19 protein-coding genes and 1 pseudogene are annotated in these 24452 nt (G+C 70.9%); 13 read left to right on the forward strand and 7 right to left on the reverse strand.

Going from position 1 to position 24452, the window contains the following annotated elements; genetic code table 11:
• Window positions 1-10: 10 nt before the first annotated feature.
• The 3 genes from ABZ855_RS17160 to glgX all read right to left on the reverse strand — a co-directional run bounded on the left by ABZ855_RS17160 (window position 11) and on the right by glgX (window position 6247).
• Window positions 11-1249 carry a M14 family zinc carboxypeptidase gene (locus tag ABZ855_RS17160; RefSeq protein ID WP_360807507.1) on the reverse strand — a complete coding sequence of 413 codons (1239 nt, stop codon included), beginning with the start codon at window positions 1247-1249 and terminating at the stop codon, window positions 11-13.
• A gap of 370 nt (window positions 1250-1619) precedes the next feature.
• Window positions 1620-4004 (reverse strand): malto-oligosyltrehalose synthase, encoded by a 2385-nt coding sequence (gene treY / locus ABZ855_RS17165; protein ID WP_360807509.1) that lies wholly within the window; start codon window positions 4002-4004, stop codon window positions 1620-1622.
• 89 nt (window positions 4005-4093) lie between these two features.
• Window positions 4094-6247: a glycogen debranching protein GlgX gene (gene glgX / locus ABZ855_RS17170; protein WP_360807511.1), complete on the reverse strand. Its 2154-nt coding sequence runs from the start codon at window positions 6245-6247 to the stop codon at window positions 4094-4096.
• Window positions 6248-6436: 189 nt separating this feature from the next.
• Here glgX and ABZ855_RS17175 point away from each other — a divergent pair, with 189 nt between their 5' ends.
• From ABZ855_RS17175 to ABZ855_RS17195, 5 genes are all read left to right on the forward strand, one after another.
• Window positions 6437-7300: a Tat pathway signal sequence domain protein gene (locus ABZ855_RS17175; RefSeq protein WP_360807513.1), complete on the forward strand. Its 864-nt coding sequence runs from the start codon at window positions 6437-6439 to the stop codon at window positions 7298-7300.
• Between the two features lie 95 nt (window positions 7301-7395).
• Window positions 7396-8715, forward strand: a complete 1320-nt coding sequence (locus ABZ855_RS17180; RefSeq protein WP_360807515.1) for a copper amine oxidase — start codon at window positions 7396-7398, stop codon at window positions 8713-8715.
• A 114-nt stretch (window positions 8716-8829) separates the two neighbouring features.
• The gene (locus ABZ855_RS17185; protein WP_360807517.1) at window positions 8830-10068 is read left to right on the forward strand and encodes an SAV2148 family HEPN domain-containing protein; all 1239 of its coding nucleotides are present in this window, start codon (window positions 8830-8832) and stop codon (window positions 10066-10068) included.
• Window positions 10069-10179: 111 nt separating this feature from the next.
• On the forward strand, window positions 10180-10902 hold the full coding sequence (locus ABZ855_RS17190) for a 3'-5' exonuclease (RefSeq protein WP_360807519.1): 723 nt from the start codon (window positions 10180-10182) through the stop codon (window positions 10900-10902).
• A gap of 90 nt (window positions 10903-10992) precedes the next feature.
• A complete protein-coding gene (locus tag ABZ855_RS17195) occupies window positions 10993-11346 on the forward strand; it encodes a VOC family protein (protein ID WP_360807521.1) in 354 nt (117 codons plus the stop codon).
• Window positions 11347-11365: 19 nt separating this feature from the next.
• Here ABZ855_RS17195 and ABZ855_RS17200 read toward each other — a convergent pair whose 3' ends face one another.
• Window positions 11366-12358: a DMT family transporter gene (locus tag ABZ855_RS17200; RefSeq protein ID WP_360807523.1), complete on the reverse strand. Its 993-nt coding sequence runs from the start codon at window positions 12356-12358 to the stop codon at window positions 11366-11368.
• Window positions 12359-12452: 94 nt separating this feature from the next.
• Here ABZ855_RS17200 and ABZ855_RS17205 point away from each other — a divergent pair, with 94 nt between their 5' ends.
• Window positions 12453-13358 carry a LysR family transcriptional regulator gene (locus ABZ855_RS17205; protein WP_360807525.1) on the forward strand — a complete coding sequence of 302 codons (906 nt, stop codon included), beginning with the start codon at window positions 12453-12455 and terminating at the stop codon, window positions 13356-13358.
• A 77-nt stretch (window positions 13359-13435) separates the two neighbouring features.
• Here ABZ855_RS17205 and ABZ855_RS17210 read toward each other — a convergent pair whose 3' ends face one another.
• Window positions 13436-14305: an aminoglycoside phosphotransferase family protein gene (locus ABZ855_RS17210; protein ID WP_360807527.1), complete on the reverse strand. Its 870-nt coding sequence runs from the start codon at window positions 14303-14305 to the stop codon at window positions 13436-13438.
• 248 nt (window positions 14306-14553) lie between these two features.
• On the opposite strand from ABZ855_RS17210, the gene ABZ855_RS17215 reads away from it, so the two are divergent.
• From ABZ855_RS17215 to mgt, 4 genes and pseudogenes are all read left to right on the forward strand, one after another.
• Window positions 14554-15495: a sugar ABC transporter permease gene (locus ABZ855_RS17215; protein ID WP_360807528.1), complete on the forward strand. Its 942-nt coding sequence runs from the start codon at window positions 14554-14556 to the stop codon at window positions 15493-15495.
• On the forward strand, window positions 15492-16325 hold the full coding sequence (locus ABZ855_RS17220; protein ID WP_360807530.1) for a carbohydrate ABC transporter permease: 834 nt from the start codon (window positions 15492-15494) through the stop codon (window positions 16323-16325). The genes ABZ855_RS17215 and ABZ855_RS17220 overlap by 4 nt, the downstream gene beginning before the upstream one ends.
• Window positions 16325-17602, forward strand: a complete 1278-nt coding sequence (locus ABZ855_RS17225) for a sugar ABC transporter substrate-binding protein (protein WP_360807532.1) — start codon at window positions 16325-16327, stop codon at window positions 17600-17602. The genes ABZ855_RS17220 and ABZ855_RS17225 overlap by 1 nt, the downstream gene beginning before the upstream one ends.
• Before the next feature lie 38 nt (window positions 17603-17640).
• Window positions 17641-18886: pseudogene (gene mgt, locus ABZ855_RS17230) on the forward strand (macrolide-inactivating glycosyltransferase).
• 101 nt (window positions 18887-18987) lie between these two features.
• Here the strand turns inward: mgt and ABZ855_RS17235 are convergent.
• Entirely contained in the window at window positions 18988-21258 is a 2271-nt protein-coding gene (locus tag ABZ855_RS17235; RefSeq protein WP_360807534.1) for an MMPL family transporter, read from the reverse strand.
• Between the two features lie 235 nt (window positions 21259-21493).
• On the opposite strand from ABZ855_RS17235, the gene ABZ855_RS17240 reads away from it, so the two are divergent.
• Window positions 21494-22078 (forward strand): DUF1697 domain-containing protein, encoded by a 585-nt coding sequence (locus tag ABZ855_RS17240; protein ID WP_360807536.1) that lies wholly within the window; start codon window positions 21494-21496, stop codon window positions 22076-22078.
• Window positions 22075-22506, forward strand: coding sequence for a nuclear transport factor 2 family protein (locus tag ABZ855_RS17245; RefSeq protein ID WP_360807538.1), 432 nt, complete (start codon window positions 22075-22077; stop codon window positions 22504-22506). Before ABZ855_RS17240 ends, ABZ855_RS17245 begins: the two co-directional genes overlap by 4 nt.
• 1 nt (window position 22507) lies before the next feature.
• On the opposite strand, the gene ABZ855_RS17250 is transcribed toward ABZ855_RS17245, so the two are convergent.
• Window positions 22508-23347, reverse strand: a complete 840-nt coding sequence (locus ABZ855_RS17250) for an aldo/keto reductase (protein ID WP_360807540.1) — start codon at window positions 23345-23347, stop codon at window positions 22508-22510.
• Window positions 23348-23396: 49 nt separating this feature from the next.
• On the opposite strand from ABZ855_RS17250, the gene ABZ855_RS17255 reads away from it, so the two are divergent.
• Window positions 23397-24434 carry a 2-dehydropantoate 2-reductase N-terminal domain-containing protein gene (locus ABZ855_RS17255; protein ID WP_360807542.1) on the forward strand — a complete coding sequence of 346 codons (1038 nt, stop codon included), beginning with the start codon at window positions 23397-23399 and terminating at the stop codon, window positions 24432-24434.
• Window positions 24435-24452 lie beyond the last annotated feature (18 nt).

Genomic DNA, 24452 nt, shown 5'->3' on the forward strand with positions numbered 1-24452 from the left:
CGAGGGGCCCCTACCGCGCGTGCCGCGCCGCCGCGATCACCGTGCGGGCCTGGTGCTCGACCTGATGCTCCAGGGGCACCCAGCGGGCGCGGAAGCGGTCCATGAAGGCCTCGCTCCAGGTCGCGACCAGGTGTTCGAGGCGCGGCGCCGCACGGTCGTCGGTCTCCAGCAGGACGCGCAGCAGCATCGCGGCGGCCCGCAGGGGCAGCCGGCGGCCGAAGGCGTCGACACTGCCGACGTAGGCCATCGTCGTGTCGGCGGGCGGGGTGTACGTCCAGTCGGCGGCCAGCCCGGGCACCAGCTCCAGCGCCCACTGGGCGGCCCGCAGCAGCGGCCCCTCGGCGCCCGCCAGCCGGGGCAGCGCGTCGTCGAGGACCCGTTCGACCTCGTGCCCGTCCCGCAGCAGCCGGTCCGCCAGTCGCCGTATCGCCGCCGCCGGCGCGGGATGCGGGGCAGGGTCGTCCACCAGGTCGCTCGCCCACATCGGCACCTCGACGACCGCGGTCAGCCCGCCGTACCGGTGGGCGTGGTACCAGGTGCTGTGCCGGGCGTCGTCCGGCATGCTCGGATACGCGGCGTCCGAGCCGGGCGCCGGCATCACATGCACGCCCGGTCCCGACGCGGGCCAGCCCGCCGCGTCCGAGGCGCCCGTCTCCACCGGGATGTGCAGCTCCGCCGCCGACTTGGCGAACGGCTCGGCGAGCCCGGGGACGTCCTTGGTCAGCTGCACCCAGCTGCCGCCCACGTCGGTGCCGTGCAGGGTGACCTGGAGATAGGGCCGCACCTCGTCGATGACCCGGGTCAGGGCACGGGTCTCCGGTGGGAGCCGGTCGGGCGGCAGCACGGAGGGCGACCACTCCGGCTGCTCGGGCCCGGCGGGCCGGTAGAAGCCGTGGTGGTAGTCGAGCAGGCTGCGCGGCGCCGGTGTGACGTGCAGGCTGGCCCCGTCCGGGTCCGCGCACAGCAGGAAGTGCCAGGAGGTACCGGCACGCAACTCACGGTCGTCCACGGCTCGTTGCGCGAGCGCCAGGAGCGTCGAGCCCCCCGTGGGTTCGTTGGCGTGGGCGCCCGCGACGACGAGCACGGCGCGTCGCGCGTGGCCCACGGACAGCAGGTGCAGAGGCCGTCCCGCGCGGGAGGTGCCGACCTGTCTGAAGGCGCACAGGCCCGGCCGATGAGCCGCCAGCGCCCGGGCGGACGAGACGAGTTCGTTCACACTGGGGTAGCGCAGCTCCGGCAGGAGACTCACCCCCGTCTGGTCCACCCTGCGTCGCAATCCGCAGTACCCCATGGCGTCCAGGAACTGTCAAGAAGGTAGTGGGGGCGGCTCCAGGGGGCGCCAAGGAGCACTCCACCGCCGAGGGTGAGGACGGGCACGGCCGGAGGAACGGTCAACAGGGCCCTCGGCTGCGCGGGACGGGCCGCACACCGCCCTTCGAGGCCCGTACGCGGGCCGTCCGCCGGGGCGCGAAGAACGCGACGCGGCTCACCACCACGCGCCGGTGCTCACGCCCGAGCGCCGGGCGTGCACGCCGCCACGAGCCCAGCGCGGAGCGCGTACAGGGGGCGTGCGGAGAGATATTCGCGCCCCCGCCGCCACTCCCGCCGACACCCTGCCGTCACTCCTCTCCAACCCGTTCCAGCAGCGCCACCGGCAGCCGCGTGAAAAGCTCCGCCACGCGCGCGTGCCCGGTGAACTCCCGCTCCGGAGCCAGCAGATCGGCCCACCGGCCCGGTGGCAGCGCCAGCCGCGTGTCGTGCCAGCCGCCCGCGTCCGCCAGCCGCAGGGAAAGCCGGGTGACCGCCGTGACGACCTCCCCGGAGCGCGCGTACGCCAGACAGTGCGCCGCGGCCGGGCCCTCGGCGACGAGCGGCGTGTACGTCGCCGTGTCGCCGAACACCGCCGGGCGCCGGGCACGCAGCCGCAGCGCGGTCGCCGTCAGCTCGTCCTTCGCGCCGGGCGCCTCGGGAGGGAAGCGGACCGGGCGACGGTTGTCCGGGTCGACCAGCGCCCGGTACTCGCTCTCCGTGCCCTGGTAGAGGTCCGGTACGCCCGGCATCGTCAGATGGACCAGGGCCGCGCCCAGGACGTTCGCCCGGACGTACGGCTCCAGTTCGCCCCGCAGCGCGGCCACGTGCTCGCCGGGCGCCCCGCCCGGGCCCGCGGCCACGAACGCCGCCACCGCCTCCTCGTACGCGGGCTCCTGCTCCGTCCAGGCGGTGTGCAGGCCCGCCTCCCGGACATGCTTCAGCAGGGCGCCCTGGAGGCGCTCCGCGTCCGCCGGGCCCAGGCCGAACGCCGTCTGCCAGGCCGCCCACGCCAGCTGGGCGTCGGGCACGCCCGCACCGGTGCGCGTGACCTCCGCCAGGACGTCGGCCCAGCGCTGCGGGCACTCGGTGAGCACGGCCAGGGCCGCGCGTACGTCGGCGCTGCGCTTGGTGTCGTGCGTCGACAGCACCGTCCCCGTCGCCGGCCAGTCGCGCTGCACGCGCGCGCAGTAGGCGTGGAAGTCCGCCGGGGACACCGCGGGGCTGCCCGGACTGCCGCCCACCTCGGTCGCCGACAGCAGCGGAACGTAGCGGTAGAACGCCGTGTCCTCCACGGACTTGGCCCGCAACGCCGACGACGTCTGCGCGAACCGGTCCCGGAACTCCCGCTGTTCCGGCCCCTCCCCGTGCCGCCCGAGCAGCAGGTCCCGTACGACGTCCACGGCCTCGCTCTCCTCCGGCACGACGAAGGCCTGCCGGGCCTCCGCGGCGGCCTCCTCGGTGACCACGGCGGCCGTGTCCCCGGGCGTGTACGGGCGGTAGACCTCCAGCCGGACCAGCAGCTCGCACAGCGCCGTACGCAGGGCCCAGGGCGCCCGGTCGCGCAGCGCGGGGTCGGGGGAGGCGGCGCAGAGACGGTTCGCCACGCGGGTCAGCCGGTCCAGTTCGGTGGCCAGCTCATGCGTCACCACCTTGTACGCGGCCCGCCGTACCGTCGCCTCCCAGTGCCCGCCCCGGTCGGCCTGAGGGGCGGCGAAGCGCCGGTACTGGCCGAGGAGTTCACCCGCGCCCGCCGGGTCCGTGAACAGGCCGTCCAGGTGCCGCAGGGCGTCGTAGCCGGTGGTGCCCGCGACCGGCCAGTCCGCCGGGAGATGCTCGCCGTCCGCGAGGATCTTCTCGACCACCGTCCAGCGGCCCCCGCTCGCCTCGTGCAGCCGGCGCAGATACCCGCCCGGGTCCGCCAGACCGTCCGGATGGTCGACCCGCAGCCCCTCCAGCACCCCGTCGTCGAGCAGTTCCAGCAGCTTCCCGTGCGTCGCCGCGAACACCTCGGGATCCTCGACCCGCACCCCGATCAGCTCCGAGATGCTGAAGAAACGCCGGTAGTTGAGCTCGGTCCGGGCCAGCCGCCACCACGCCGGGCGGTACCACTGCGCGTCGACGAGCTCCGCCAGCGGCAGGTTCTCGGTGCCCTCACGCACGGGCAGGACATGGTCGTAATAGCGCAGGACGTGACCGTCGTACCCCAGGTGCGCGTCCTGCCACCGCTCGACCTCCAGCCGGTCCCACTCCGCGCCCAGCGGCTGCCCCAGCACCGGCAGCAGCAGCCGGCCGCCCTGCGCCTCCCAGTCGATGTCGAACCACCGCGCGTACGGTGACCCGGGACCCTCCCGGAGCACCTCCCACAGAGGGCGGTTGTGGCGCGGGGACATCGCCATGTGGTTCGGCACGATGTCGGCGACAAGCCCGAGGCCGTGCTCCCGCGCGGTGCCCGCCAGTGCCCGCAGCCCCTCCTCGCCGCCGAGTTCACCGCGCACGCGCGCGTGGTCCACCACGTCGTAGCCGTGCGTCGACCCCGGGACGGACTCCAGGAACGGCGACAGATGCAGATGCGAGACGCCGAGCGAGGCCAGATAGGGCACGGCGAGTGCCGCCTCGCCGAACGGGAACGCGGGCTGGAGCTGCAGACGGTAGGTGGCCGTGGGCACGACCGGGTCAGGACGCTCAGGTGTCATGGGAACCTACGTACCCGCCCCGCCGCCTTTCCTGTCATCGGCTCCGGCACGCGGCTCCCCCGCACGCCTCCCGTACGCGCCCGCTCCGGCTAGGTCGGACGCTGCAGTACCGTCAGGCTGTGGTCCAGCAGGGTCAGCCGGTCGCCCGCCTTCACCTTCGCGCCCGTGCCCGCCGCCACGCCCTCCGGGCGGGCGGTGTCGACCACGACCTCCCACTGCCTGCCGTGGTTGACCGGCACCACGAACTCCAGCGTCTTCGACGAGGCGTTGAACATCAGCAGGAACGAGTCGTCCAGGATGCGCTCACCGCGCGGACCGGGCTCCGAGATCGCGTTGCCGTTGAGGAACACGCTCAGCGCGCCCGCCTGCGCCGAGTCCCAGTCCCGCTGGACCATCTCCTCGCCCGCGGGGGTGAACCAGGCGATGTCCGACAGCTCGTCGTGGGTGCCCTCCACGGAGCGGCCGTGGAAGAAGCGGCGCCTGCGGAAGACCGGGTGGTCCCGGCGCAGCCACACCATCGCGCGCGTGAAGTCCAGCAACTCCGTGGAGCCGGGCCCGCCCTCGGCGTCGGAATCGCCGTCGGAGGTGTCGCCGGAGCCCGGCCACGGCACCCAGGAGAGCTCGTTGTCCTGGCAGTACGCGTTGTTGTTGCCGCCCTGGGTGCGGGCGAACTCGTCCCCGTGGCTGATCATCGGCACGCCCTGGGACAGCATCAGCGTCGCGACGAAGTTCCGCAGCTGGCGCGCCCGCAGAGCGAGGACGCCGGGGTCGTCGGTCTCGCCCTCCGCGCCGCAGTTCCAGGACCTGTTGTGACTCTCGCCGTCCCGGTTGTCCTCACCGTTGGCCAGGTTGCGCTTCTCGTTGTACGACACCAGGTCGTTGAGAGTGAAACCGTCATGGCAGGTCACGAAGTTGATCGACGCCAGCGGACGGCGGCCGTCGTCCTGGTAGAGGTCCGAGGACCCCGTCAGCCGGGACGCGAACTCCGCGAGCGTGCGCGGCTCGCCCCGCCACATGTCCCGTACGGTGTCGCGGTACATGCCGTTCCACTCGGTCCACAGCGGCGGGAAGTTGCCCACCTGGTAGCCGCCCTCGCCCACGTCCCACGGCTCGGCGATCAGCTTCACCTGGGACACCACCGGGTCCTGCTGGACCAGGTCGAAGAACGACGACAGCCGGTCCACCTCGTGGAACTGCCGGGCCAGCGTGGCCGCGAGGTCGAAGCGGAAACCGTCGACATGCATCTCGGTGACCCAGTAGCGCAGCGAGTCCATGATCAGCTGGAGCACGTGCGGGGACCGCATGAGCAGCGAGTTCCCGGTGCCCGTGGTGTCCATGTAGTAGCGCTGGTCCTCGGCGAGCCGGTAGTACTGCGCGTTGTCGATGCCCCGGAAGGACAGCGTCGGGCCGAGGTGGTTGCCCTCCGCGGTGTGGTTGTAGACCACGTCCAGGATGACCTCGATACCGGCCTCGTGCAGCGCCCGCACCGCCGACTTGAACTCCAGGACCTGCTGGCCGCGGTCGCCCCAGGACGCGTACGCGTTGTGCGGGGCGAAGAAACCGATGGTGTTGTAGCCCCAGTAGTTGTTCAGGCCCATGTCGACCAGACGGTGGTCGTTGACGAACTGGTGCACCGGCATCAGTTCCAGGGCCGTCACCCCGAGTTCGGTCAGGTGTTCGATAATTGCGGGGTGGGCGAGTGCCGCGTAGGTCCCGCGCAGTTCCTCGGGCAGCGCCGGGTGGCGCATCGTCAGGCCCTTCACATGGGCCTCGTAGATCACCGTGTGGTGGTACTCGGTGCGTGGACGCCGGTCGTCGCCCCAGTCGAAGTAGGGGTTCACCACGACCGACGACATGGTGTGCGGCGCCGAGTCGAGGTCGTTGCGCCGCTCCGGCTCGCCGAAGTGGTAGCCGTACACCTCCTCGCCCCAGGTCACCGCACCGCTGATCGCCTTCGCGTACGGATCGAGGAGCAGCTTCGCGGAGTTGGTCCGCTGGCCGCGCTCGGGCGCGTACGGGCCGTGCGCCCGGAAGCCGTACCGTTGCCCCGGCATCACCCCGGGCAGATACGCGTGCCGGACGAACGCGTCGCTCTCCCGCAGCTCCACCGCCGTTTCCGAGCCGTCGTCGTGGAGCAGACACAGCTCGATCCGGTCGGCGGCCTCCGAGAAGACCGCGAAGTTGGTGCCGGCACCGTCGTACGTGGCGCCGAGTGGATATGCCTCTCCTGGCCAGACCTGCATGCACTCGACTCTTTCAGTAGTGGTCCGCGCTGGGGCGACTCCACTCCGAGTCTCCCCGAAAGTGATGGAACCACCTACGACTTACGTCCCTCTTACCGTTCGACCAGTGCGTACCCGCGAAACCGGGTATGCCAAAACTTTTCCTTCTTCACGTACTCCCTGGGCTGTGAGGGGGAGTAAGGGGACAACGTGCGCAAAATCGTGCGCCGCCACCTGGGCAAGGTGGTCGCGGGTGCGGGGATAGCGGTGGCCGGTACGGCCGTGATGGTCGCGGTGACGCTGCCGGGATCGGCGGGGGCCGACGAATCGGGGGGTACGGGAGGCTCGAGCGTCTCGGGAGGCACCTCGGGGGGCGCTTCCGGAGGCACCTCCGGGGGCACCTCGGGCTCGGCGAGCACGGGCGGCGGCGGGGGACAGGCCGCGGTGCCGCCCGGAGTCGTCGAACAGGCGCCCGCCGAGGGCGCGAAGGGCAAGGGCCGCGATCCGCTCACCGACGGTGAGATGACCCGCGTCGAGAACATCGCCCTCAGCCGACAGCTGCGCGACGCCGGTGAGAACGTGACGGGACAACGCGGCCCGCAGCGGATCAGCGTCGACCTCGCCGAGCCCGAGGCCGCCGAGGTGGACAAGCCGAACGCGCCCCGGCGCGCGGACGTGTCGTTCTACGACTACAAGAACGACGCGCTGGTCACCAAGACCGTGAACCTCGACACCGGCAAGGTCGAGCGGACCGACACCCAGCACGGTGTGCAGCCGCCCCTGAGCCGCGCCGAGACGCTCGAGGCGACCAAGCTGCTGATCGCCGACCCGCTGGGCGCGGGCCTGCGGGCCGACTACAAGGACGCCACCAGCAGTGAACTCACCTCGCCCGACCAGCTCCTGGTCACCAGCATGGTGTACCGGGCCGTTCCGGGCGCCAAGCCCGCCGCGCTCGCCGCATGCGGCGACCACCGCTGTGTGCGGCTCTTCCCGAAGGTGAAGAACGGGCCGTGGATCGACTCCCGCTCGCTCATCGTCGACCTGAGCACCCGCAAGGTGGCCGAGCTCAACTGACCTGGGGCGACGACAACCACGTCCCGTCCGCGGTCCGCCTCCGCGTCAACCCATTCTTCCCGCCCAACTCTCTCCTCCTAGGGAGTCCCTCAGTCATGCGCGAAAAGTATGCGCTCGCCGGCCTCGCCGGTCTCTCCGCGGTCGCACTGACCGCCGGCCTCACCACGGCGGCGGGCCCGGCCACCGCCCAGCCCAAGGCTCAGCCCAAGGCCCAGGCGGTACCGCCCGCCGAGTGCAGTGCGCCCTACCGCATCGAACAGAAGCTCTCCACCGGCACCACCTGGCGGATGTGCTGGCGCTACGAGGCCGAGGCCGGTCTCGTCCTGGAGAAGATCTCGTACCAGCCCCCGGGCGAGGCCCAGCCGATCAAGGTCCTCAACTCCGCGAAGCTCAGCCAGATCCACGTCCCCTACGACGACGGGGCGGCCGAGTACCAGGACCTCACCCAGGCGGGCTTCGCCCAGGGCCTGATGAACATGGCGCCCGGTGAGTGCCCCGGCGGCACCATCAAGACGGTCAAGGTCCCCGAGGCCTGGGACCCGGCGCACGCGAACGTCAAGGGCCTGTGCACCACGACCCGTTCGCGCGGCCACGCCTACCGGATGCAGGGCGACACCGCTAACAAGGTCTGGCAGACCCAGGGCAAGGACCTGCTCATCTACACCGTCAACCAGACCGGTTGGTACGAGTACATCACCGAGTGGCGCTTCCAGGACGACGGCACCATCAACATGAGCGTCGGCGCCACCGGCAGCCTCGCCCCCGACGACTACGACGCGGGCGACGGCCGCGGCTGGCCCATCGGCAAGGGCGCCAGGGCGTACGCCACCAGCCACAGCCACAACGTCTTCTGGCGGCTCGACTTCGGCCTCGACGGCTCCTCGAAGGGGAAGATCGAGCAGTACGACTCCGTGGTCAGCCCGCCCCGGAGCGGCGACGAGGGACCCACCAACAAGACGACCCGCACCCAGATCAAGAAGGAACTCGCGGGCGACGCCAAGAACATGCGCTGGTGGCGTGTCGTCAGCGCCACCGGCAAGAACAAGGACGGTCACGCCCGGTCGTACGAGCTCGTCCCCGGGTCCACCACCAAGTACCCGGGCCGCAGCTACACCAAGCACGACGTGTACTTCACCGAGTACAACAAGTGTGAGCAGTTCGCCAGCGACAACCTGCTCAACTGCGGTCCCGGCGCCAAGAAGTCCGTCGACGGCTGGATCAACGGGCAGACCCTCACCCACCCGGTGGTCTGGATGAACGTGGGCTTCCACCACATAGCCCGGGACGAGGACCAGCAGCCCATGCCGGTTCACTGGCAGGGCTTCTCCATCGCCCCGCGCGATGTCACGGCTATGAATCCGCTCACGCCCGCCGCGCTCGCCAACCAGAACGGGCATGTCGAAAGCGGTAGTTGAGAAACGACCCTGTCCATCCTGCTGCATCGCCGACCGCTTGCGGAGTACCCTTCCTTGATCGTTGGCCGGGACCGGCCACGGGGAGAGCTCGGGGGAGCGGAAGGCGGTGCACGGGTGGGCTCGGGAGGGCTGGAGCTGCCCCCTGGTGACGAGGGTCACGAGGGTAACTCCACAGAGGTCCCGCCCGGCGCGGTGTCCCTGGCACGGCCGATGGGGACGGGTTCCATCGGCCCGGAACTGGACTGGGACGCCGACGCCTGGCACGAGGTGCGGACACGCGCCCAGCGGGCCGGCCGGGCCTACATCTGGCTGAACCTCGTCGAACAGCGGTTGCGCGCGGTCGTGGCCGCTGTTCTGCGTCCCATCTACGAACCCGTCCACGGCGACGAGTGGGTGGTCGCCGCCGCCGGCCCGGCCGGCCAGGAATGGGTGCAGCGCGCGGTGGCCGTACGGGAAGTCAGCCGCCGCAAGGGCTACTTGCTCGACCCCGCCGACGACAACGTCCTCAGCTTCCTCACGTTGCCGCAGCTGCGCGAGCTGATGGTGCAGCACTGGCCGTGCTTCGAGCCGTACGTCGACGAGCGCCGTGACGTCGAACTCGCCCTGGACGAGCTGGAGGTCACCCGCAACGTCGTCTCCCGGAACCGGGCCCTCTCCGAGGCCGTTCTCAACCAGGCCGAGCGGGCCTCGGGCAAGCTCCTGGAGACCCTCGGCGCGGGCGGTGACGTCCCCTCCGCGCGCCGGCTGCCGGTGGACGCGGTCGAGGACCTGGTGGGCGACCGGTACGGGGACGTGGTCGCCGTGCACACCGACCGGGTGCGGCTGATGCGCCAGTTCCCCGCCGAGGACCTCTTCGGCGGTGCGCGTCGCCTCGACGCCATCGGGATCGGCCTCAACCTGCTGGTGCAGAACTTTTCCGGGCGGCGGCTGGTGCGGCTGGCGGAGTCCGGCTGCCGGGTGAGGCTGCTGTTCCTGAACCCCGCCTCCAGCGCGGTGAAACGGCGGGAACGGGAACTCGGCCTCAAGCGGGGCGAGTTGAGCCGCGCCGTGGAGATGAACATCCTGCACATGCGCCGGGTGCGGTCGAACCTGCGTGACCCGGGCGCCTTCGAGATCCAGGTCTTCGACGAGACGCCCCGCTTCACGGCCTACCTCGTCGACGGGGACGCCTCGGACGGGGTCGCGATCGTGCAGTCGTATCTGCGCCGGACGCGCGGGATGGAGGCGCCGGTGCTGGTGCTGCGGGGCGGAAGCCGGGTGGTCAAGTCGGGCGAGGCGGAGGAGATCGGCCTTTTCCCGACATACCGTGAGGAGTTCGAGGTGGCCTGGGCCGATTCGCGGCCGGTGTCCTGAGTCGCTCACCTTCCCCAAGCGGAACGCGGTCCTCTGATTGTCAGTGGCTCATGGGATCGTGGAGACCACTGGGGGAAAGCACCACCAAGAAGGTAAGAAGGGGGGCCAGGCATGGGCTGGCACCATGAGCTGCTGATCGGCTTCGACCTGGAGACGACCGGGACCGACCCGGGCGAGGCGCGCATCGTCACCGGCGCGGTGATCGAGGTGCGGGGCGGCGAACCGCTCGGCCGCCGCGAATGGCTGGCCGATCCGGGCGTGGAGATCCCGGCGGACGCGGTCGCGGTGCACGGCATCACCAACGAGCGCGCGACGAGCGAGGGCAGGCCGGCCGACCAGGTCGCGGACGCCATCGCGGACGTCCTGACGACGTACTGGAAGACGGGCGTACCGGTGGTCGCCTACAACGCGAACTTCGACCTCACCCTGCTCTCCGCCGAGTTGCGCAGGCACGGTCTGCCGTCCTTGCGGGAGCGGCTCGGCGGCCTCGATCCGGCGCCGGTGATCGACCCGTACACGATCGACCGCTCCGTCGACCGCTACCGGCGCGGCAAGCGCAACCTGGAAGCGGTGTGCACGGAGTACGGCGTCCTGCTGGACGCGGCCCACGACGCCTCGGCGGACGCCCTGGCCGCGGCGCGGCTCGCGTGCGCGATAGCCGAGCGGCATCCCAAGGTCGCGGCGCTCGGGCCGGTGGAGCTGCATCGGCGCCAGATCGACTGGTACGCCGAATGGGCGGCGGACTTCCAGAGCTTCCTGCGCCGCAAGGGGGAGACGGACGCCGTGGTGGACGGCACCTGGCCGCTGCGGGAGGCGGTGGGCGAGGTCGTGTGAGGCGGTCTCCGGTCGGCACACCGCCGGGCGCGACGACATTCCGCTCGCGGTGCCGGTCCGCCCGACGGCCCTCCTGGCAGGATGGCCGGCATGGAACGTGTGCTGGGAATCGGTGGACACTTCATGCGGGCTGCCGATCCGGCGGCGCTGAGCGCCTGGTATCGCGACAGCCTGGGGCTGGACGTCGACGAGTACGGGCTGTGGCGTCAGGAAGCCGGACCGACGGTGTTCGCGACGTTCGAGTCCGGCACCGACTACTTCGGGTCCCGCGACCAGCAGACGATGCTCAACTTCCGGGTCCGGGACCTGGACGCGATGCTCGCGCAACTGCGCTCCCGGGGAGCGGACGTGGCCGAGGAGACGCAGGACATGGAGGGCGTCGGCCGATTCGGCTGGGTCACCGATCCGGAGGGCAACCGGATCGAGCTCTGGCAGCCCGCCTGACCACTACTGCCCGCGCCTCTCACGGGGGTTCGGGGGCGGAGCCCTCGAGGACGGGCCGGGCAGGGGCGAGGGGGGTGACGGGGGCGAGGACCCTGCCGGGTGTACTGCGCGCGCGGTGGGCGCGTTCCACCGACTGACCCCAGTACGTGCCCGTGACCATCAGCGTCGCGCCCAACGCGGTCAACGGCGTCAGATGTTCGCCGCCGAGGGCGATGCCGATCGCGGCGGCCCAGATCGGCTCCGTGCCCAGCAGCAGGCTGGCCCGGCTCGCCGAGGTGCGCTGCACGGCCCAGGTCTGGGCGAGGAACGCGAACACGCTGCAGAACAGGGCGAGATAGAGCAACTGCGTCCAGGTCCCGGCGTCGGCGCGGGCGAGGGCGGGCAGGTCGGGGGCGGCGGCCGGCAGGAACAGGGCCGTGCCGATCAGGGTCTGGAGTGTCGTCAGCTGAAGGGGACGGATCGGCCGGCCCGTGGTGAGACGCCCGACGAGGGCGACATGGACCGCCCGGACCAGCGCCGCGCCCAGCATCAGCACATCGCCGAGACGCGGTGCGTGGAAGCCGTTGCCGGACATGAGCAGGCCCACGGCGAGGACACAGACGCCTGCGGCGGCGTAGAAGGCCGGGGGCAGCCCGCCGGGGTGTCCGGCGCGGTCCAGGAGAGGGGTGAGCACGATGGTCAGGCTGATGATGAGGCCCGCGTTGGCGGCGGTGGTGTGGGCGACCCCGTATGTCTCCACGACGAGGACGGCGGCCTGGGTGACCCCGAGCGGCAACCCGGCCCGCACCTCCTCGCGGGTCCACAGGCGAGAGCCGCTGCCCCGCCCCCGTTCCTTCCCCCGTCCGCCGGCGGCGACCACCCCGAGACAGGCGAGCGCGGACACGGCGTACCGCGCGAACAGGACCACGAGGACGGGCAGGGCGGAGGTCGCCGTCTGGGCGGACAGATAACTGGAGCCCCAGACGAGCGCGACAAGAAGGAGTACCGCGTCGGTACGGCGGGAGTCGGACACGCGACCACGGTGCACCGACGACGACTCTGAAGCCTAGGACCACCTTCTAAAAGGATCTGTTAGTTTCCCTACACCATCCGCCTACACTCCTCCCGTGGACGAACGTCAGCTGAGGATCCTGCGCGAACTCGGTGAGCTGGGCAGTGTCACCGCCGTCGCCGACGCGCTGCTCGTCACGCCCTCGGCGATCTCGCAGCAACTGCGGCTGCTCCAGCGCGCCATTCCGGTCCCGCTCACCGAGCGACAGGGCCGGCGGCTGGTGCTGACCGACGCCGGACAGGCGCTGGCGGGCGCGGCGACCGAGGTGGAGTCGGCGCTGGCGCGGGCCCGGCACACCGTCGAGGAGTTCCTGGACCGGCCGGACGGGCAGGTGTCCGTGGCGGCGTTCCACAGCGCGGGCGCCGCGTTCTTCCCCCTGCTGCTGCGGGCCCTGTCAGCTCCGGACGGGCCGGTTCTCGCGCTGGCCGACAAGGATGTGCCGCAGGACGACTTCCCGCCGCTGACCAGGGAGTACGACCTGGTCCTGGCCCACCGACTGGACCACGCCCCGCCCTGGCCGCGGACGGTGACGGCGACCCCGCTGCTGCGCGAACCCCTCGACGTGGCGATGCCCGCCGACCATCCGCTCGCCGCCAAGCGACGGCTGACCCCCGGCGATGTGGCCGACCAGCCATGGATCGCCGTACACGACGGCTTCCCGATCATGGCGACGATCGAGGCCATCGCCACCGCGGCGGGCAGACGGCCCCATCTCGCCCACCGCATCAACGAGTTCGCGGTGGCGGCGGAGGCGGTGGCCGCAGGCGGAGGCCTCGCCCTGATGCCCCGCTGGACCTCCCGCCCCCACCCCGCCCTGACCCTCAAACCCCTGACAGGCATCCGGGCCAACCGCCGCATCGACGCCCTGCACCGCCCAGAACGAACAGCCCGAAGGGCGGTAAGAACGGTCCTGACCGAACTACAACAAGCAGCCCAAAAAATCAGGGTCGGGGACCGATAGGGGCGCGGGGAACTGCGCGACAAGCCACAACCAACCCGCACCCGCCCCACAACACCAGGCCCCACCCCCCTAGGCGCTCAAAACGCATACCACCGCACAGTCAAATCCCCCTCCCGCAAAGACCTCACCCGCCGAGAAAACTCCACCACCGCCCCCGGATTGACCGGCGCATGCTGCGCCACCCACGCACAGCTCGCCGTCTCCCGAGCCCCCCGCAACACCGAACACCCCTCCCACTCCCGCACATCCCACCCGTACGCCCCCGTGAACGCGTCATAAGCCTCCGCAGGAACCCCGTACCGGTCGTGGGAGAGAGCCATGACCACCAGGTCGTGTTCGCGCAGGTCGGCGGAGAAGGTCTCCAGGTCGACCAGGACCGGACCGTCGGGCCCGATGTGGACGTTGCGGGGAAGCGCGTCGCCGTGGATCGGCCCGGGCGGCAGCTGCGGGGTGAGCGCGGCGGCGGCCGCCGCGAACCCGTCGCGTCGCTCACGCAGATAGGCCGCGTCCGCCGGGTCGATCGCGTCGCCGGCGAGCCGCAGCCAGCGTTCGACACCGCCCAGCAGCTCCCGGGGCGGCAACACGAACGAGCCGGGGAGCGGCAGGGCGTGGACGATCCGCAGGAGTTCGGCCAAATCCGCGGGTTCGGCGGGGCGTACGGGATCGGGCAGCCGGTGCCACACGGTCACCGGGTGGCCGTCCACGAGGAGCGCCTCCCGGGTGGCCGCGCGTACCGCCGGTACGTCCGCCTCGGCGAGCCAGTGCGCGATGTCCAGCTCCCGCCGCGCACGGTCGAGGAGTTCGGCGTCGCGGCCCACCTTGACGACCAGGTCACCGGCCGCGAACACGGCGTTCTCGCCCAGCGCGAGCAGCCGAGCGCCCGCTGCCGCGCCGGGCGGCAGTACGTCCGCCGTGGCCAGTACGTCCCGGGCCCGTGCCTCGTCCATGGTCCGCCTTTCGTGCAGTCCCTGTAGTCCCTGTAGTCCCTGCGGTCACTCGTACCCGGCTGTGGATGTCCGTGTACGTCCGCGAACGGCGTCGGGTTCACGCCATCCGCCGGTCAGTGTCGCATTCGCGCTGGTCGGGCGTTTGCGTGGTGCCTTGACTGCCTACACGGGCTTCACGACCATGACGGGGCCACCTCGGGCGACCCACCTCGGACGACCAACCTCGGACGACCAAAGGAGCCGACCACGTGACATTGGCGACCGGAACGAGGCGGCCGACTGAGCGCGCGACCCGCGCCGGACCGAAGAGAGGCCGGTCACTCGGCGGCCACGGCGCCTGGTTCCTGGTCCTGCCCGCCCTGATCCCGATCCTCGTCCTGAGCGTGGGACCGCTGCTGTACGGGATCCTGCTGGCGTTCACCGACGCCCAGTCCGGCCGGACCACGTCCACCCGGTGGATCGGCACCCTCAACTTCCAGGACCTGCTGCACGACACGCTGTTCTGGGAGTCGTTCCGGATCGGGCTGGTCTGGGCGGTCGGGGTGACCGCGCCCCAGTTCCTGCTCGCGCTCGGCCTCGCCCTACTCCTCAACCAGGAGTTACGGCTGCGCTGGCTGGCCCGCGCCCTCGCGATCGTCCCGTGGGCGATGCCCGAGGTCGTCGTCGGCATCATGTGGCGGCTCGTCTACAACGCGGACGCCGGAGTCCTCAACGAGACGCTGCGCGACCTGGGTCTGGGCGACGGACGCGACTGGCTCAGCGGCCTTGCCACCGCGCTGCCCGCCGTCATCGTCGTCGGCGTCTGGGCGGGGATGCCGCAGACGACGGTGGCCCTGCTCGCCGGCCTGCAGAACACCCCGCGCGAACTGCACGAGGCGGCGGCGATGGACGGCGCCGGCGCCTGGCGCCGCTTCCGGACGGTCACCTGGCCAGCCCTGCGGCCGGTCGCGTTCGCCATCACCGCCCTCAACCTCATCTGGAACTTCAACTCCTTCGCCCTGGTGTACGTACTGACGAACGGCGGCTCCGGCGGACGTACCCGCCTGCCGATGCTCTTCGCCTACGAAGAGGCCTTCCGCTACGGGCAGTTCGGCTACGCGGCGGCGATGGGCTGTGTGATGGTCGCGCTGATCTCCGTCCTTCTCGCCGTGTTCCTCGTCGGCCGGCTGCGGGGAGGCGAGGAGAGTTGAGGACCAGCAAGAGCGCCCGCGTCGGCCAGTACGCGGCCCTTCTCGCGTATCTCGCCTTTCTGGCCCTGCCGTTCCTCTGGCTGCTGTCCACCGCCTTCAAACCCCCGCGCGAACTGGGCAGTCCGCACCCCACCTGGATCCCGAAGAGCCCCACGCTCGACAACTTCCGCCAGGCCTTCGACGAACAGCCGTTGCTGCACGCCGCGTCGAACTCCCTGCTTGCGGCGGCCTCGGCCGCACTGATCGCCGTACTGCTCGCGACCCCGATGGCGTACGTCATGGCCAGACACCGCACGCTCCTCGGGCGCGCGGCCACCGGATGGGTCGTGGTCAGCCAGGCGTTCCCGTTCGTGCTGGTGATCATCCCGCTGTTCCTGGTGCTGAAGAACCTGCGGTTGATCGACTCCGTCTTCGGGCTGGTGATGGTGTACGTGGTGTGGTCGCTGCCGTTCGCGCTGTGGATGCTCGTCGGGTATGTACGGGCCGTGCCCGCCGAGTTGGAGGAGGCCGCGGCTGTCGACGGCGCCGGACGCCTGCGCACCCTGGTCTTCGTCACGGCGCCCCTGCTCGCGCCGGGGATCGTGGCGACGGCGCTGTTCGCGTTCGTCACGGCGTGGAACGAGTTCTTCTTCGCCCTGGTGCTCCTCAAGACCCCGGAGAAACAGACCCTGCCGGTCGTCCTCACCCATTTCATCGGCGCGGAGGGCGTGGCGGACCTCGGCCCGCTGGCCGCCGCCGCGTTCCTGGCGACGCTGCCTTCGCTCGTCGTGTTCGCGATCGTCCAACGCCGCATCACCGGCGGCCTGATGGCAGGGGCGGTGAAGAGCTGATGCGCGCGCGATGGCTCGTCGCCCTGGTGGTGCTGCTGCTCGCCGGTTGCACGGGCGGCACCGCCACCCCGGACGGCGGCCCGGTCACCCTCCGCTTCCAGTCCCTCGCCTGGCAGGACGAGTCCGTCGCCGCCAACAAGGCACTGGTGAAGGAGTGGAACGCGACCCATCCGGACGTCAAGGTCGAGTACGTACAGGGCAGTTGGGACAGCGTCCACGACCAGCTTCTCACCTCCTTCGAGGGCGGCGAGGCTCCGGACATCATCCACGACGCCTCGGACGACCTCGCGGACTTCGCGTACGGCGGTTACCTCGCCGATCTGCGCGAGTTGCTGCCCGAGCGGCTCAAGTCCGACATCCCGCAATGGAGTTGGGAGACGACGACCTTCGGGGACGGCGTCTACGGCGTGCCGTTCCTCCAGGAGCCGCGTGTCCTGATCGCCAACGCGAAGTGGCTGCGGGAGTCCGGGGTCCGTGTCCCCACGCCGGAGCGCCCGTGGAGCTGGACCGAATTCCGGTCGGTGACCCGCGAGTTGAGCGGCGACGGCAAGTACGGCGTCGCCTGGCCGCTCAAGGAGCCCGTCTCGGCCACCCTCAACCTGTCGCTGTCGGCGGGCGGCCGGCTGTTCCACCAGGGAGCGGACGGCAAGGTCACCGTCCGCTTCGACGCCTCGGAGGAAGAAGTCCCCCGTACGATCCACGAGCAGGTCAACTCCGATGACAGCGCGCCGAGTTCGACCCTAGGTAGTGGCGGCTCCGACACCCTGCCCGGGTTCTTCGGCGGCCGGTACGCGATGGTCCCGCTCGGGTTCTCCTACCGCCAGCAGATCGCGCAGCAGGCACCCAAGGGCTTCGAGTGGCAGGTGTTGCCCGCCCCGGCCGGCGCCGACGGACTCACCCAGGGCGTCAGCCCGCAGACCCTCTCCATCGCCGAGGACAGCCGACACCAGGCGCAGGCGGCCGAGTTCATCGACTTCATGCTGCGCCCCGAGAACATGGTCCGCCTCGCCCTCGGCGACTGGATGCTCCCCACAGGCACCGAGGCCCTCAAGTCCCCTTCCCTGCGTACACCCAAGGACGGCTGGGCCACGGGCACGGCCCTCGCCGCCCACCTCCGCTCGGCCCCCGCCCAGTCCGTACGCGGCTACCCGGAGTGGAAGGACAAGGTCGCGACCCCCGCGTTCCAGGAGTACTACAGCGGCGCGATCGACCTCGCCGACCTGCGGAAACGGCTGGAGAAGGACGGAAACCTGGTGCTGGCGCGATACCAGCGGTGAACCGTCCTGCGATGGGCGGAACCGCCCCGTAATTCACGTTGCACGAGACGTCTCGTCTCGCCTATGGTCGAGCCCATGACCCCAGCCCACATCGCCATGTTCTCCATCGCCGCCCACGGCCACGTGAACCCCAGCCTCGAGGTCATCCGCGAGCTGGTGGCCCGCGGCCACCGGGTCACGTACGCCATTCCGCCCGCGTTCGCCGAGAAGGTGGCCGGGACCGGCGCGCGGCCCGTGCCCTACGACTCGACGCTGCCGGGTCCCGATGCCGATCCGGAGGCGTGGGGCACCACCCTCCTCGACAATGTCGAGCCTTTCCTCGCCGACGCGATCCAGGCACTCCCGCAGCTCATCGAGGCATTCGAGGGGGGTGCGGGAAGCGAGGCGGGTGTGCCGGACCTCGTCCTGCACGACATCGCCTCCTATCCGGCCCGCGTTCTCGCCCACCGCTGGGGCGTACCGGCGGTCTCCCTCTCGCCGACTCTCGTCGCCTGGGACGGGTACGAGGAGGAGATCGCCGAGCCGATGTGGGCCGAGCCCCGGCGGACCGAGCGGGGGCGGGCCTACTACGAACGGTTCGAGGGCTGGCTGAAGGAGAACGGGATCACCCAGCACCCCGATCCCTTCGCCGGCCGCCCCGCCCGTTCCCTCGTCCTGATCCCGAGGGCGTTGCAGCCGAACGCCGACCGCGTCGACGAACGCGTCCACACCTTCGTGGGCGCCTGTCAGGGCGACCGCTCGGAGCAGGGCGACTGGCGGCGGCCCGCCGACGCGGAGAAGGTGGTCCTGGTCTCGCTCGGGTCCGCCTTCACCAAGCAGCCTGAGTTCTACCGGAAGTGCGTGCGGGCCTTCGGCGACCTGCCCGGGTGGCATGTGGTGCTGCAAGTCGGCCGGCATGTCGGCGCCGACGAACTGGGTCCTCTCCCAGCCAGCGTCGAAGTACGGTCCTGGGTACCGCAGTTGGCGATCCTGCGGCAGGCCGACCTGTTCGTCACGCACGCCGGGGCCGGCGGCAGTCAGGAGGGGCTGGCCACCGCCACGCCGATGATCGCCGTACCGCAGGCCGCCGACCAGTTCGGCAACGCGGAGATGCTGCAGGGGCTCGGGATCGCCCGCCACGTGCCCACGGAGAAGGCGACCGCCGAGACACTGCGCGCCGCCGCCCTCGCGCTCGTGGACGATCCGGAGGTCGCCCGGCGGCTCGCGGAGATCCAGGCCGGGATGGCGAAGGAGGGCGGCACCCGGCGGGCCGCCGACCTGATCGAGGCCGAGCTTCCCCGATAGTGAACGGGAAGAGGGCCCGTTGGCTCCCCGGTGACCAACGGGCCCTCAGTTCAAGGGATTTGCAGGGTGCTCAGAGGGTTGCGACGAGCGATCGGAGTGACTCAGACCCCGACCCGCTCACCCTCCACGGCAGGCGGCGGAGGCGGTGACGCGGGCTCCGTCGTCTCGTCGTGCGTCATGTCCGGCAGGCGGTTGAGCCACTTCGGGAAGTACCAGTTGCGGTCGCCGAGCAGGGCCATCACCGCGGGCAGCAGCACACCCCGGATGATCGTCGCGTCGATGAGCACCGCCGCCGCGAGGCCCACACCCATCTGCTTCATGGACTGCATCGACAGCGTCCCGAAGATGGCGAACACGGCCACCATGATGACGGCGGCACTGGTGACGACCCCGGCCGTGGTGACCACCCCGTGCTGGATCGCGTCCTTCGTCGTACGGCCCCGCAGATGCGCCTCGCGGATACGCGAGACGACGAACACGTGGTAGTCCATCGACAGGCCGAACAGGATCACGAAGAGGAACAGCGGCAGCCAGGTGATGATGGCGCCGACCCCCTCCGCGCCCACCAGCGACGCGCCCCAGCCGTGCTGGAAGACGGCGACCAGGATGCCGTAGGCCGCCCCGACCGAGAGCAGGTTGAGCACGATCGAGGTGATCGCGATCGTCAGGGAGCGGAACGACAGGAGCATCAGCAGGAAGGCGAACACGACCACGAAGGCGAACACCGGGGCGACCGCACCCGCGAGTTGGTCGTTGAAGTCCTTCGAGCCTGCGACCTGCCCGGTGATCGGCGCCTGGACACCCTCGACCTTGCCGAGCGTGGCCGGACGTACCTCGTCGCGCAGCTTGTCCAGGCTCTCCCCGGCCTTGTCCAGGTCGGAGCCGCCGACCAGCGGTACGTACACGAAGGCGATGTTCTCGGCGTCGTGCAGCTTGATGTCGACCGGGCCGCGCGAGGCACCCGAACTGATCGCCAGCGCACGGAAGTCGGCCAGCGCGGACTTCACGTCGGCCGCGTTGATGTCCTTCGCCTTGACGATCACCTCGGCCGGCTCGGAGCCGCCGGGGAAGGCGTCGTTGACCCGGTTGTAGGTGCCGACGATCGGCAGCGAGTCGCCGAACTCCTGGTCGAGGGTGAGGTTCTGGGTCTTCATGCCGAGCGCGGGCGCGGCCACGGCGAGCAGCGCACCGGCCGCGACCACCAGCGAGACGGCCGGCCTGGCGAGTACGACCTTCAGCACGGCCGTCCAGAAGCGGCTCTCCCCGTTGCCCTTGCCGCTGTTCGCGTTCTTGCGCCGCTTGTCCGGGTGCAGGAACGGGATCCTGCCCTTCTCGACCCGCTCACCGAGCAGCGACAGCAGCGCCGGAAGGACCGTCACCGAACCGACCATGGCGACCGCCACGACCATCAGCGAGGCCAGGCCCATCGCCTCGAACGTGGCGAGACCGGTGAACAGCATGCCCGCCATCGCCACGCACACCGTGACACCGGAGACGATGATCGCCCGGCCACTGGTCGCCGCCGCGATCTGCAGCGCGGCCTCGGGGCTGCGGCCCGCGGCCCGCTCCTCGCGCTCCCGGCGCAGATAGAACAGGCAGTAGTCGACGCCGACCGCGAGACCGACGAGCAGCATCACGGAACTCGCGGTGTCGTCCATCGGCTGGAGGTGGCTGACGATGCCCATCAGACCCATCGTCGCCATGATCGCGGTGATCGCCAGCGCCACCGGCAGCAGCGCCGCGACCAGCGCGCCGAACGCGATCAGCAGAATGCCGAGGGCCACCGGTACGGCGGACAGCTCCGCCTTCTTGAAGTCGTCCCCGAAGGCGTCGTCGAACGTCTTGTTCATGCTGGCGCCGCCGATCTCCTCGATCCGCAGCTCCGAGTGGTCCTTCTGGACGTCCGCGACGGCCTTCAGCACCGGCTCGACCCGCTCGCCCGCCGTGTCGGCGTCACCCCGCATGTCGAACTGGACGAGCGCACTGCGTCCGTCCTTCGAGAGGGTGTTCGTCTCGTAGGGCGACTGGACGTCCGTGACCTTGCCGGTCTTGTCGACCGCCTTCATGACATCGGCGACGGCGGCCCGGAAGGCGGGATCCGTGGCCTTGACGCCCGAGTCCTTCGTCTGGATGAGGACGGTCTCGCTCGCGGGTTCGTCGATCCCGGCATCCTCGATGATCTTGGCAGCCGTGTGGGTCTCGCCCCCCAGCTGGTCGCTCTCCTTGACCTCGACGCTGCCGGCGGCCGAGCCGAGGCCCATCGCCAGGACGACGAACAACACCCAGATCCCGACGGCCGCCCAGCGATGCCGGGCACTCCAGCCGCCGGCCCGGGCGGCTATGCCCCGCACCCGCGTATCTCCGTTCCTCATGACGGACTTGCCCCCTCGTAAGCGGTGACGGCCCCCTGCCATCACCTTTAGTTCGAAGGTATGGGGCGGATAAGAGCATCTCCTCGTACTCGCCGGTGAGCTGCGCCCGGCCGCGGTCCTCCCCTCGGACACCGGTCTCTCCCCACTGGGTAGGACACCGGCCCCCTACATCTAAATGACGATCTCGGGGTGGTCTATCGGGGGGACTGTCAGTGGGCCGTCCTATGGTGAGCGGATGACTGGTGTGCGGATGGCGACAGATGAGCAGGCGAGGACCTACGCGGCGCTGCTGCGGGGCATCAACGTGGGCGGCAACAAGAAGGTCCCGATGGCCGAGCTGCGCACGCTGCTGGAGGGCCTCGGGTACGGCGGTGTCCGTACGTATCTGCAGAGCGGCAACGCCGTGTTCGCCGCCGGTCACGGGGACGAGGAGTCCCTGGCCGGGGAGATCACGAAGGCCATCGCGCAGCACTTCGGCTTCACCGTCGACGTCATCGTGCGCGACCACGCCCACCTGCGCGCCATCAGGGACGACTGTCCCTTCCCCGCGGCCGAGCTGGAGGCCAGGCAGCTCCACGTCACCTACTTCTCCACCCCCGTCGACGAGGCCCGCTTCGCGGACATCGACCAGGCCGCCCACCTCCCCGAGGAGTTCCGCCTCGGCGACCGCGCCCTGTACCTGTACGCCCCCGACGGCCTCGGCCGCTCCAAACTCGCCGAGCAACTCGCCAAGCCCCGCTATCTGAAGGGCCTGATCGCGACCACCCGCAACTGGAACACGGTGGTCAAGCTGGTGGAACTGACCGAGGACGAGGCGTGAGGGAGGCGACCTCGGCGCCTGACGACGGTCATGACGTGGAGGCCGTCATCCAAGCCGAGCTGCGGCTGCTAGACCCGGAGGTCCGCGCCTCACCGGAGCTGACGGGAGCGCTGCTGCACCCCGGGTTCCACGAGTTCGGTGCCTCGGGCCGGCACTGGGACCGGGCGTCGATCATCGCGTCCCTCGCCGCGACCACCGACCCGGGCGCCCCTCGCATCGCGGTCTCGCGGATGACGGGCGTACGCCTGGCCCCCGACCTGGTCCAGCTCACCTTCGACACGGAGAACAACGGCCGCCGCGCCCACCGGAGTTCACTGTGGCGCCGGAACTCCGAAGAAGGGGGCTGGCTGCTGTACTTCCACCAGGCGACCCCGTTCCACAGTGAGCACGGCGATGAGGACGATGAGGACAACGACGGGGACGGCTGACCTACCGGACGGCGTCGAGGCGAGCGAGTTCGGCCCCTGGCAGTCGTACGGACCCGGCGGCCAGGTTCTCCTCCAGGTGTACGAGTGAGCCCGTGCCCGGGGTCGGGCAGAGCACCGGGGAACGGTGCAGCAGCCAGGCCAGTGCGATCTGGGCCGGAGTCGCTCCGTGCGCGGCGGCGATCTCCGCACACACCGGGTCCGTCGCCAACTCGCCGTTGCCCAGCGGAAACCAGGGCAGGAACGCGATGCCGCTCGCCTCGCACAGCCTCAACACCGGCTCGGCGGAGCGGTCGAGGAGGTGATAGCGGTTCTGGACGGATGCGATGGACGTCAACTCCGTTGCTGCGTAGAGCTGTTCGGCAGCCACCGAGTCCAGGCCGAGATGACGGATCTTGCCCTCCGTGCGCAACTCGTCGAGGGCGCCCAGCTGTTCGGCCATCGGGACGCGCGGGTCGAGCCGGTGCAGCTGATACAGGTCGATGGTCTCGCGGCGCAGCCGACGCAGGCTCGCCTCGCACATCGCCCGCAGCCGCTCCGGCCGGCCGTCGATGTGCCAGGCGTCGGGGCCGGTCCGTACGACACCGCCCTTGGTGGCGACCAACACCCCGGCCGGGTAAGGGTGCAGGGCCTCGGCGATGAGTTCCTCGGCGATCGACGGGCCGTAGTTGTCGGCGGTGTCGATGAGTGTCACGCCCCGGTCCACGGCCCGGCGCAGCACGGCCACCGCGTCGTCCCGGTCCCCGCGCGGGCCCCAGTAGCCGGGGCCGGTCAACTGGGCCGTGCCGTAGCCGAGGCGGTCGACCTGAAGCTCGCCGCCGATCGTGAATCTTTCCGAAGCCATGCGACGGACGGTACCTGCGCGCTGCACGCACCATGGCAGGCTGGCCGTCATGCGTTACATCATCATCGGGGCAGGGGCGGTCGGCGGTGCCATCGGCGGACGGCTGGCCGGGGCGGGACACGAGGTGGTCCTCGTCGCGCGGGGCGCCCAGTACGAGGCGCTGCGCGCGCACGGGCTGCGGCTGGTGGCGCCGGACGGGACGCACACGTACCGCCTGCCCACCGTCGACGGACCCGCCGGGCTCGGGAAGCTGCGCGCCGACGACGTGCTCGTCCTCACCGTGAAGACGCAGGACACCGAAGCAGCCCTGGCGGCCTGGGGGCCGGCGCCCGTCGAGGGCGGCGGTACGGCGGCGGAGCGGCTGCCGTTGCTCTGCGCGCAGAACGGCGTGGAGAGCCCACGTCTCGCGCTGCGCCGCTTCCGGCGGGTGTACGGGGTCTGCGTCTGGCTCCCCGCGGCCTACGAGGAACCCGGCGTCGTCTCCGCCGCGGGCGACCCGCTCACCGGCATCCTCTTCCTCGGCCGTTACCCGCACGGCACCGACGACACCGTCCGCCGGATCGCCGCCGACTGGGAGAAGGCGCCGGCCATTGAGGCGCCGGTCGTGGCGGACGTGGCGCGCTGGCAGTACGCCAAGCTGCTCACCAACCTGGGCAACGCCATCCGGGCGCTCAGCGGCCCGGCGGACAGCGCGGAGAGCGAACGGCTGCGCGAGCGGGTGTACGCCGAGGGCGAGTCGGTGCTCGCGGCGGCGGGGATCCCGTACGCGAGCGCCGAAGAGGCGAAGGCGAGGCGCGGCGACAAGATCACCCTGCGACCGCTGCCCGGCACCGAGCCCGGCGGCGGCTCCTCCTGGCAGTCGCTCAGCCGGGGCACCGGCACGATCGAGAGCGACTACCTGAACGGCGAGATCGCGCTCCTCGGCAGGCTGCACGGAGTGCCGGCACCTCTGAACGAACTGCTGCAACGACTGGCCAACACATTCGCGAAAGAACGTCGGCCGGCCGGCTCGATGCCTTCTGCGGAACTCGTACGGCTGGCTGAAGAGGCTGTCCTCAGAAAAAGCCCAAGTCAGCCTCAGAATTAGCTCTGCGTGTGGAAAAGA

The organism is Streptomyces sp. NPDC047042 (assembly GCF_040644035.1).
Classification (GTDB): domain Bacteria; phylum Actinomycetota; class Actinomycetes; order Streptomycetales; family Streptomycetaceae; genus Streptomyces.

What these genes read in the sequence shown, in the direction of transcription:
- treY (WP_360807509.1), bottom strand. Translation starts at nt 4,004, where the DNA reads ATGACACCTGAGCGTCCTGACCCGGTCGTGCCCACGGCCACCTACCGT.
- glgX (WP_360807511.1), bottom strand. Translation starts at nt 6,247, where the DNA reads ATGCAGGTCTGGCCAGGAGAGGCATATCCACTCGGCGCCACGTACGAC.
- ABZ855_RS17180 (WP_360807515.1), top strand. Translation starts at nt 7,396, where the DNA reads ATGCGCGAAAAGTATGCGCTCGCCGGCCTCGCCGGTCTCTCCGCGGTC.
- ABZ855_RS17190 (WP_360807519.1), top strand. Translation starts at nt 10,180, where the DNA reads ATGGGCTGGCACCATGAGCTGCTGATCGGCTTCGACCTGGAGACGACC.
- ABZ855_RS17195 (WP_360807521.1), top strand. Translation starts at nt 10,993, where the DNA reads ATGGAACGTGTGCTGGGAATCGGTGGACACTTCATGCGGGCTGCCGAT.
- ABZ855_RS17210 (WP_360807527.1), bottom strand. Translation starts at nt 14,305, where the DNA reads ATGGACGAGGCACGGGCCCGGGACGTACTGGCCACGGCGGACGTACTG.
- ABZ855_RS17225 (WP_360807532.1), top strand. Translation starts at nt 16,325, where the DNA reads ATGCGCGCGCGATGGCTCGTCGCCCTGGTGGTGCTGCTGCTCGCCGGT.
- ABZ855_RS17235 (WP_360807534.1), bottom strand. Translation starts at nt 21,258, where the DNA reads ATGAGGAACGGAGATACGCGGGTGCGGGGCATAGCCGCCCGGGCCGGC.
- ABZ855_RS17240 (WP_360807536.1), top strand. Translation starts at nt 21,494, where the DNA reads ATGACTGGTGTGCGGATGGCGACAGATGAGCAGGCGAGGACCTACGCG.
- ABZ855_RS17250 (WP_360807540.1), bottom strand. Translation starts at nt 23,347, where the DNA reads ATGGCTTCGGAAAGATTCACGATCGGCGGCGAGCTTCAGGTCGACCGC.
- ABZ855_RS17255 (WP_360807542.1), top strand. Translation starts at nt 23,397, where the DNA reads ATGCGTTACATCATCATCGGGGCAGGGGCGGTCGGCGGTGCCATCGGC.